The following is a 5,982-nucleotide window of genomic DNA, read 5'->3' as shown; positions in this document are numbered from 1 at the left end:
ATCGATATTCTTGCTCATAACAATAACCTCCATTTATATTGATATACATTTAATCTTATCACTATCATCTTGTAATTTCAATAGATTCTATAGAGATGATGAATTATAGTGTCTTGCCAGTATGGCTTCCGCCTTATTTATATTATAATAAATTAAGATACACATTATCCTATTTTACTAGGAGGTTCCTATTATGAACGAAAATAAACATCCTTTAATTCCTAATCCTAAAAGTATCATTTGTATCGGTCTTAACTACGCTGATCATATTGCTGAAACGAGTCTAGCTACACACGATTTCCCAGAAATCTTTATGAAAACATCAAATGCTCTTGCAAGCAATCATGATACAATTACCATCGAAGACGAAGCATTCCATTATGACTATGAAGGTGAGCTAGTTATCATCATTGGCAAAGCTGGTAAAAATATATCTCCAGACCATGCGAAAGACCATATCTTAGGTTATACAATTGGCAATGATGTTTCCGCCCGTAGCTTACAGTTTAGAGGTTCACAATGGATTCTTGGTAAATCCCTTGATCACTTTGCCCCTATCGGTCCTACTATAGTGACTCCTGAGGATTTTGACTTTGAAAGTGCCACTATTACAACAACAGTCAACGGTGAAATACGTCAACAAGCGAAGCTAGAACAGATGATTTTTAAGCCTTATGACATTATTGCCTTTCTATCATCCTATATGACACTCCAAGAAGGTGATATCATCTTTACAGGTACACCTAGTGGTGTAGTATTAGGTAAAAATGAAAGTAAATATTCTTGGTTAAAACCAGGAGATACTGTTACTATTTCTATAAGCGGTATTGGAACCTTAGAAAACAAATTTATTTAAAATAGATACTTTATTAAAGTATTGTATTTATCCGTATTCTGATTATTACGATATCCATTTACATAATATTCATTTACATAACTATATCTAGTTACATTACAAGTAAATATAAATAAAAAAGAGATTACCTTTATGTATATATGACTATACATAGGAGTAATCTCTTTTATTATTATCTAAGTTTTATATTTAATATTACTTTATTTATGCTTTGCCTCTAGGTCTAGCATATATTTCTTTCGTTCAATGCCCCCTGCATAGCCTGTTAATTTACCATTACTTCCTATAACACGGTGACATGGAATGATAATAGAAATAGGATTATGACCTACTGCACCGCCTACAGCTTGAGCCGAGAATTTCTCTTTCCCCTGTTGCTGTGCAATCTGTTTACCTATATCTCCATATGTTGTCGTGTTGCCATACGGTATGGTTTGTAATATAGACCATACAGACTTACGGAACTCTGTCCCTTCTAACTGGATAGGAGGTGTAATAAAAGGCTTCTTACCATTAAAGTATTGGTCTAGCCACATAATTGTTACTTCAAATGGACCTGTTAGTTGCTCTATGTACTCCGCATCATCATAACTTGGTGCATGAGCCTCATCAATAAAAAATAAATCTGTTAAGTATGATAATGTACCAAGCATAACCATAGTTCCTAAAGGGCTTTCATAGGTGTATTTATAATTCATAGTACATTAACTCCTTCTTAAGATAACAAATCATTCATAACCTTTTGTATGTCATTATTAAATGATACAGTATTTTTATGAATTTCAAAAGGAGTATATTATTTATCCCAATAATTTGTTGTAGATGTCATAATCTATATCCTTAAATACATTAAATACCACTTGTATTTTACTATTAGTTTCTTTTAAATAAGTACGCACCGTATCGATAGCAATTTGGGCCGCCAATTCATTAGGAAATCTAAACTCACCTGTAGAAATACAGCAAAATGCAATGGACTTCAAACTATAAGCATTAGCTAACTCCAAGCAAGATCTATAGCACGATGACAATTGTTCTTTTTCTAACTCTGTAACAGTATCATAAATAATAGGTCCCACTGTATGGATAACATGACTGGCTGGTAAATTATAGGCATAAGTCTTACGAGCCACGCCTGTTTTCTCAGGCATATCCATATATTCTATCATCCGTGCACACTCCATACGCAGCTCAATACCAGCAAAAGTATGAATGGCATTATCGATACACTTATGATTAGGCGCAAAACAACCAAGTAATTGATTATTGGCAGCATTAACAATAGCATCTACAGATAATCGAGTAATGTCTCCTTGCCACAAATAAATCTGAGGCTCCCTCTCCTCCATATCCTTAATCCTTACAATACCTTTTTCTAGAGTCAATGTATTTAAATATTCATCTTGTACTTTCATCCATTCAATAGGCATTGCACCAGCAGCACGAATATTACATAAAGCCCTAAAAAGTGTAAACTGTTCTGCTTCATCATTAGGAATTTCAATATGTTCGTCTTTATATTTCTCTGTATATTCTTCTACTAATCCTTTTACAAGATAAGATAAACGTTCTTGCTGTGTCATATGTAACTCCTTATAGTCTATCAAGACTTTTACTTATTATATAACCAAAAAACTGCTAGCACATACATATGCATATGCTAGCAGTAACTTTACTGTAATTATATTTGTAGTCGTAATTATATTATATCCAATACTAAGGTCTTACAAAAGCTTGACCACCATGGTTAACGAGGATATCCCCATCTAGTACTTTTGTAGTAACGTTTTGTAGACTACCTTGGATTTGGCTCATCATAAAGCGATAACCAGGACTATTCAAATGTTTTGTTAAGGCTTCTTGGTCACTATAAATTTGGATCACATACCAATGATTCTTTGCGTTTCTTTCACGAAGCACATAACCTGCCTTATAACCCGCATCGTCTCGAACAGCACGTTCTATATCTAGTTGATATTGACGTTGTACTGTATCGATATCATTGCTATCAACATTAAACTCTGTCAATGTCACCACAGCTTTACCGTCATTTACAATAGATAAAGCATCTTTTTTCTCAAACAATAGCACAGACTGTACATCATACATTTTGCGATTTGTTAATTTAGAACCTACTTCATTAACAAAAGCTTGATACTGATCAGATTTACGATGCGTTTCAATAGCCGCTAAATCTTTATAGATTTCTACCACATAAGACTCAGATGGATTCCCTTTCACATGAGCTACGTTCATAGATAATGTGTTAGGCTCTTTCTCCATAGAAGCAGTTAAGTTAGCTACGCCCGTACTATTATATGCACCTTGTAATTCCGCAGGTACTTGGAAGCGATACATACCTACATTAGGTGCTGTATCTAAACCTTCATCACGTTCCATAACAAGAGCCGCAAAGGATGTGCTTACGCCTAATACTGCAATAGCAGATGTGACAAGAATACGTTTTAATAATTTTCTATTCATACATGCTCCGATTCGACTAAATTACAATGTAATATATTCTACTATTGTACCATGTTCTTCAATTAATTTAACTAAGTCTTTTCCTTGTAGCCATACAGTAGCGTCATTTTGATTTGGATGGATACCGATTAGATTATCTTTATAATCCGCATCAATATAGTAATGTACCTTACGCTCTTCATCGTGGAGCAAGCAGAATGGAGATACGTGACCTGGTTTAATCTTTAATATATCCCATAGCTCTTCTTCAGAACCAAAAGAAATCTTTTTCAGATTATGGTCCTTCCGAAACTGTTTTAGATCTACACGCTTAGAACCGCGTACAGTAATCAGATAGTAGTGTTCCCGCTTGTGGTCTCGAATGAATAAATTTTTCGCATCCCACTCAGGATATGGCAGCTCTACATCAGGCTTGTCATCCATACTAAATAGCGGTGCGTGGTCCGTAACTTCAAAATCGATATGATGGTCACGTAAACAATCATATACGCCTTGTTTATCTAACATGTAATACCTCTAATATATAGTTTACGCTTGGTGAAAGTAATATTTATAGTCATATTACTATTATATGACCTAATTAACCCACCAAGTCTATTCTCGAACTTTATAGGTACCATCAAATACAAATAATTCAGGATGTTCATGTACGAATGTGTCTTCATAGATTCCATCATATTCATATACTACATCATCTTTTTTATCGAGGAAATCGAACAACTCCTCTTCATTTTCCCAGTCTTTCAAAATGGTCCATCGTTCTTCCCTATCAAATGGAATGGACCCACCAAAATAATCAATTACAGATTGTAAATTATCTGCTAATGGAGCCATCTTGAAGAGGCGTAAGCCAGCAAGAGCATCCTCCCATACAATGCCTGTAGAGTTATAGAAGAACTGATGATGTCCACCATTATTAACCTCTGCGAAGTACCAGGATATAGCATTGAGATAGCGTTGCTCTACAGTAAAAGGTTTTGCAGATTCTAAATAATCATCATATGAGCCATATATATTGATAGTCCAGTACATGGGCTCATTAATGGTCCACATATCGTCTGTAGCTTGTATCTCTTCAACAGTGATAGTACGATGACGAGGTACACCTTCTCTTTTCTTCTTTTTAGCTGCTACATACTTATTATAGGCAGCACATAAATCAGGATAATCAGCTTCACATTTTTCAAAGTCCATTTGCATATAGCACATATCCATGACTTCAAAACAATACGATTTTATATCATCTAGTTCCGATTCCGTAGCTAACCGTACACCCCGATCTACTAACCTTAGCATCTGCTGCATAGTATCCGATGTGTATGCTTCATTATTATCTAAAACAATAGCTCCATACGCATAGGCACAGCGATAATACCACACCGCATCACGATGCGCTTCATCAATAGACTCGAATACCTTAATTGCCTCTTTTTCATTACCATTATTGTTATAAGCTCTACCAAGCTCACCCAATAAAGGTATAGATAAATTTTCTATGCCCACACTAGTTAACACATCAATAATAGTTTTTACGTTTCCAGTATCATTAAGATCTTTAATAGTTTGTAATTGCTCAGCATCAGCTAAAGATAAAAACTGTTCAACACTTAAAGACATACAATACACTTCCCCTCATAGCATCAATATGTATATGAAATCATCTTAAGATAATTATAACAAACAACACAAAACTATGGGTTACAGATCTTAAAATAATAGTTTATAACAAAACAGCTATTTAACTAGCTACCAAGCCATACAACAAATACAGGAGTACCTTCATCATCATCGTCGACATCTTCGGCATCGTCTGCTTCAAACTCGTGATCATCATAGGCTAGATTTTCAAAGAATACATGATCCCCGAGCTCTTTATTGGCCATTAAGTTATGTAGCTTGAAAAGAAGCTCTTCAGTAGTAAAGTACTGGCCATTATCTGCTTTTAGGCGAGCATAGATTTCAACTTGCCACATACCGTCTTCTTTATCGTATTCTTCTAATTCATCATCTTCATATAAGTATTCATTAGGGTGAAGCTGACTTTTGCTTTCAATCCATGCTTCGTAGCTTACAAGAATTTCAGGCTCTACTAATGGCGGTAAATTATCACGATTAACGTTATGCTCTTCTAAGCATTCATAAAACGCCTTAAGAAACTCTTCTCTAGTATAAGTCGTTTTATTGAAAACCCAAGGAATTCCCTTAAACTCATGATAGTAACCTTCATATATTTTATTACCATCTTTATCAGTACCGAGATATTCAATCTGCTCAGTATTCTCATCCTTGTTAAACAGTTTTTTTATGGCATCAAAAATCATAGGATAATCCTCCTTGTAATCCTTTAAAATAAATTGAAGTTAATAGATACTATACTACTTCACAACATCAAACTAATCTATATATCTAAAGTAAACTCTTTTACCATTTTTATGGCAATATATCAGCCATCAATAGCAAAGTAATTTAAATCTTCAAACTCATCGTCCCAAAATTCAAAGCAAAATATATGCGTATAATCAAAGGTTTGTTCACAATAGGTTACAGTACCTAGCTCTGGATCAATTTGAGGGATACCGATCCGTTCTTTCACATCATCTATAGTAATAGATTCATCATACATTTCTTGTATGTCTTCAAGC

Annotated in this window: 7 protein-coding genes and 1 pseudogene; 1 reads left to right on the top strand and 7 read right to left on the bottom strand. The window is 34.5% G+C overall.

Annotated features, from left to right (window positions below; genetic code table 11):
• The first annotated feature begins 193 nt into the window (after positions 1-193).
• Positions 194-856, top strand: coding sequence for a fumarylacetoacetate hydrolase family protein (locus QZ548_RS07280; protein WP_119207401.1), 663 nt, complete (start codon positions 194-196; stop codon positions 854-856).
• A gap of 200 nt (positions 857-1,056) precedes the next feature.
• Here the strand turns inward: QZ548_RS07280 and QZ548_RS07275 are convergent, their stop codons facing one another.
• The 7 genes and pseudogenes from QZ548_RS07275 to QZ548_RS07245 form a co-directional block, all read right to left on the bottom strand.
• On the bottom strand, positions 1,057-1,554 hold the full coding sequence (locus QZ548_RS07275; protein WP_119207210.1) for a methylated-DNA--[protein]-cysteine S-methyltransferase: 498 nt from the start codon (positions 1,552-1,554) through the stop codon (positions 1,057-1,059).
• 102 nt (positions 1,555-1,656) lie between these two features.
• Positions 1,657-2,439, bottom strand: coding sequence for a protein-ADP-ribose hydrolase (locus tag QZ548_RS07270; protein ID WP_295869367.1), 783 nt, complete (start codon positions 2,437-2,439; stop codon positions 1,657-1,659).
• A gap of 133 nt (positions 2,440-2,572) precedes the next feature.
• Entirely contained in the window at positions 2,573-3,340 is a 768-nt protein-coding gene (locus QZ548_RS07265; protein ID WP_119207208.1) for an antibiotic biosynthesis monooxygenase, read from the bottom strand.
• Positions 3,341-3,361: 21 nt separating this feature from the next.
• Positions 3,362-3,847, bottom strand: a complete 486-nt coding sequence (locus tag QZ548_RS07260; protein ID WP_119207207.1) for a prolyl-tRNA synthetase associated domain-containing protein — start codon at positions 3,845-3,847, stop codon at positions 3,362-3,364.
• An 87-nt stretch (positions 3,848-3,934) separates the two neighbouring features.
• Positions 3,935-4,957 (bottom strand): DMP19 family protein, encoded by a 1,023-nt coding sequence (locus QZ548_RS07255; RefSeq protein WP_119207206.1) that lies wholly within the window; start codon positions 4,955-4,957, stop codon positions 3,935-3,937.
• Positions 4,958-5,082: 125 nt separating this feature from the next.
• Positions 5,083-5,661 (bottom strand): hypothetical protein, encoded by a 579-nt coding sequence (locus QZ548_RS07250; protein ID WP_295869364.1) that lies wholly within the window; start codon positions 5,659-5,661, stop codon positions 5,083-5,085.
• A gap of 122 nt (positions 5,662-5,783) precedes the next feature.
• Positions 5,784-5,982 (bottom strand): annotated as a pseudogene (locus tag QZ548_RS07245) (hypothetical protein); the annotation flags it as partial.

Source organism: uncultured Veillonella sp. (assembly GCF_915069625.1).
GTDB lineage: Bacteria > Bacillota > Negativicutes > Veillonellales > Veillonellaceae > Veillonella.
Note: the sequence above shows the minus strand (reverse complement) of the source record. Positions and strands in the feature narration are given on the sequence as shown.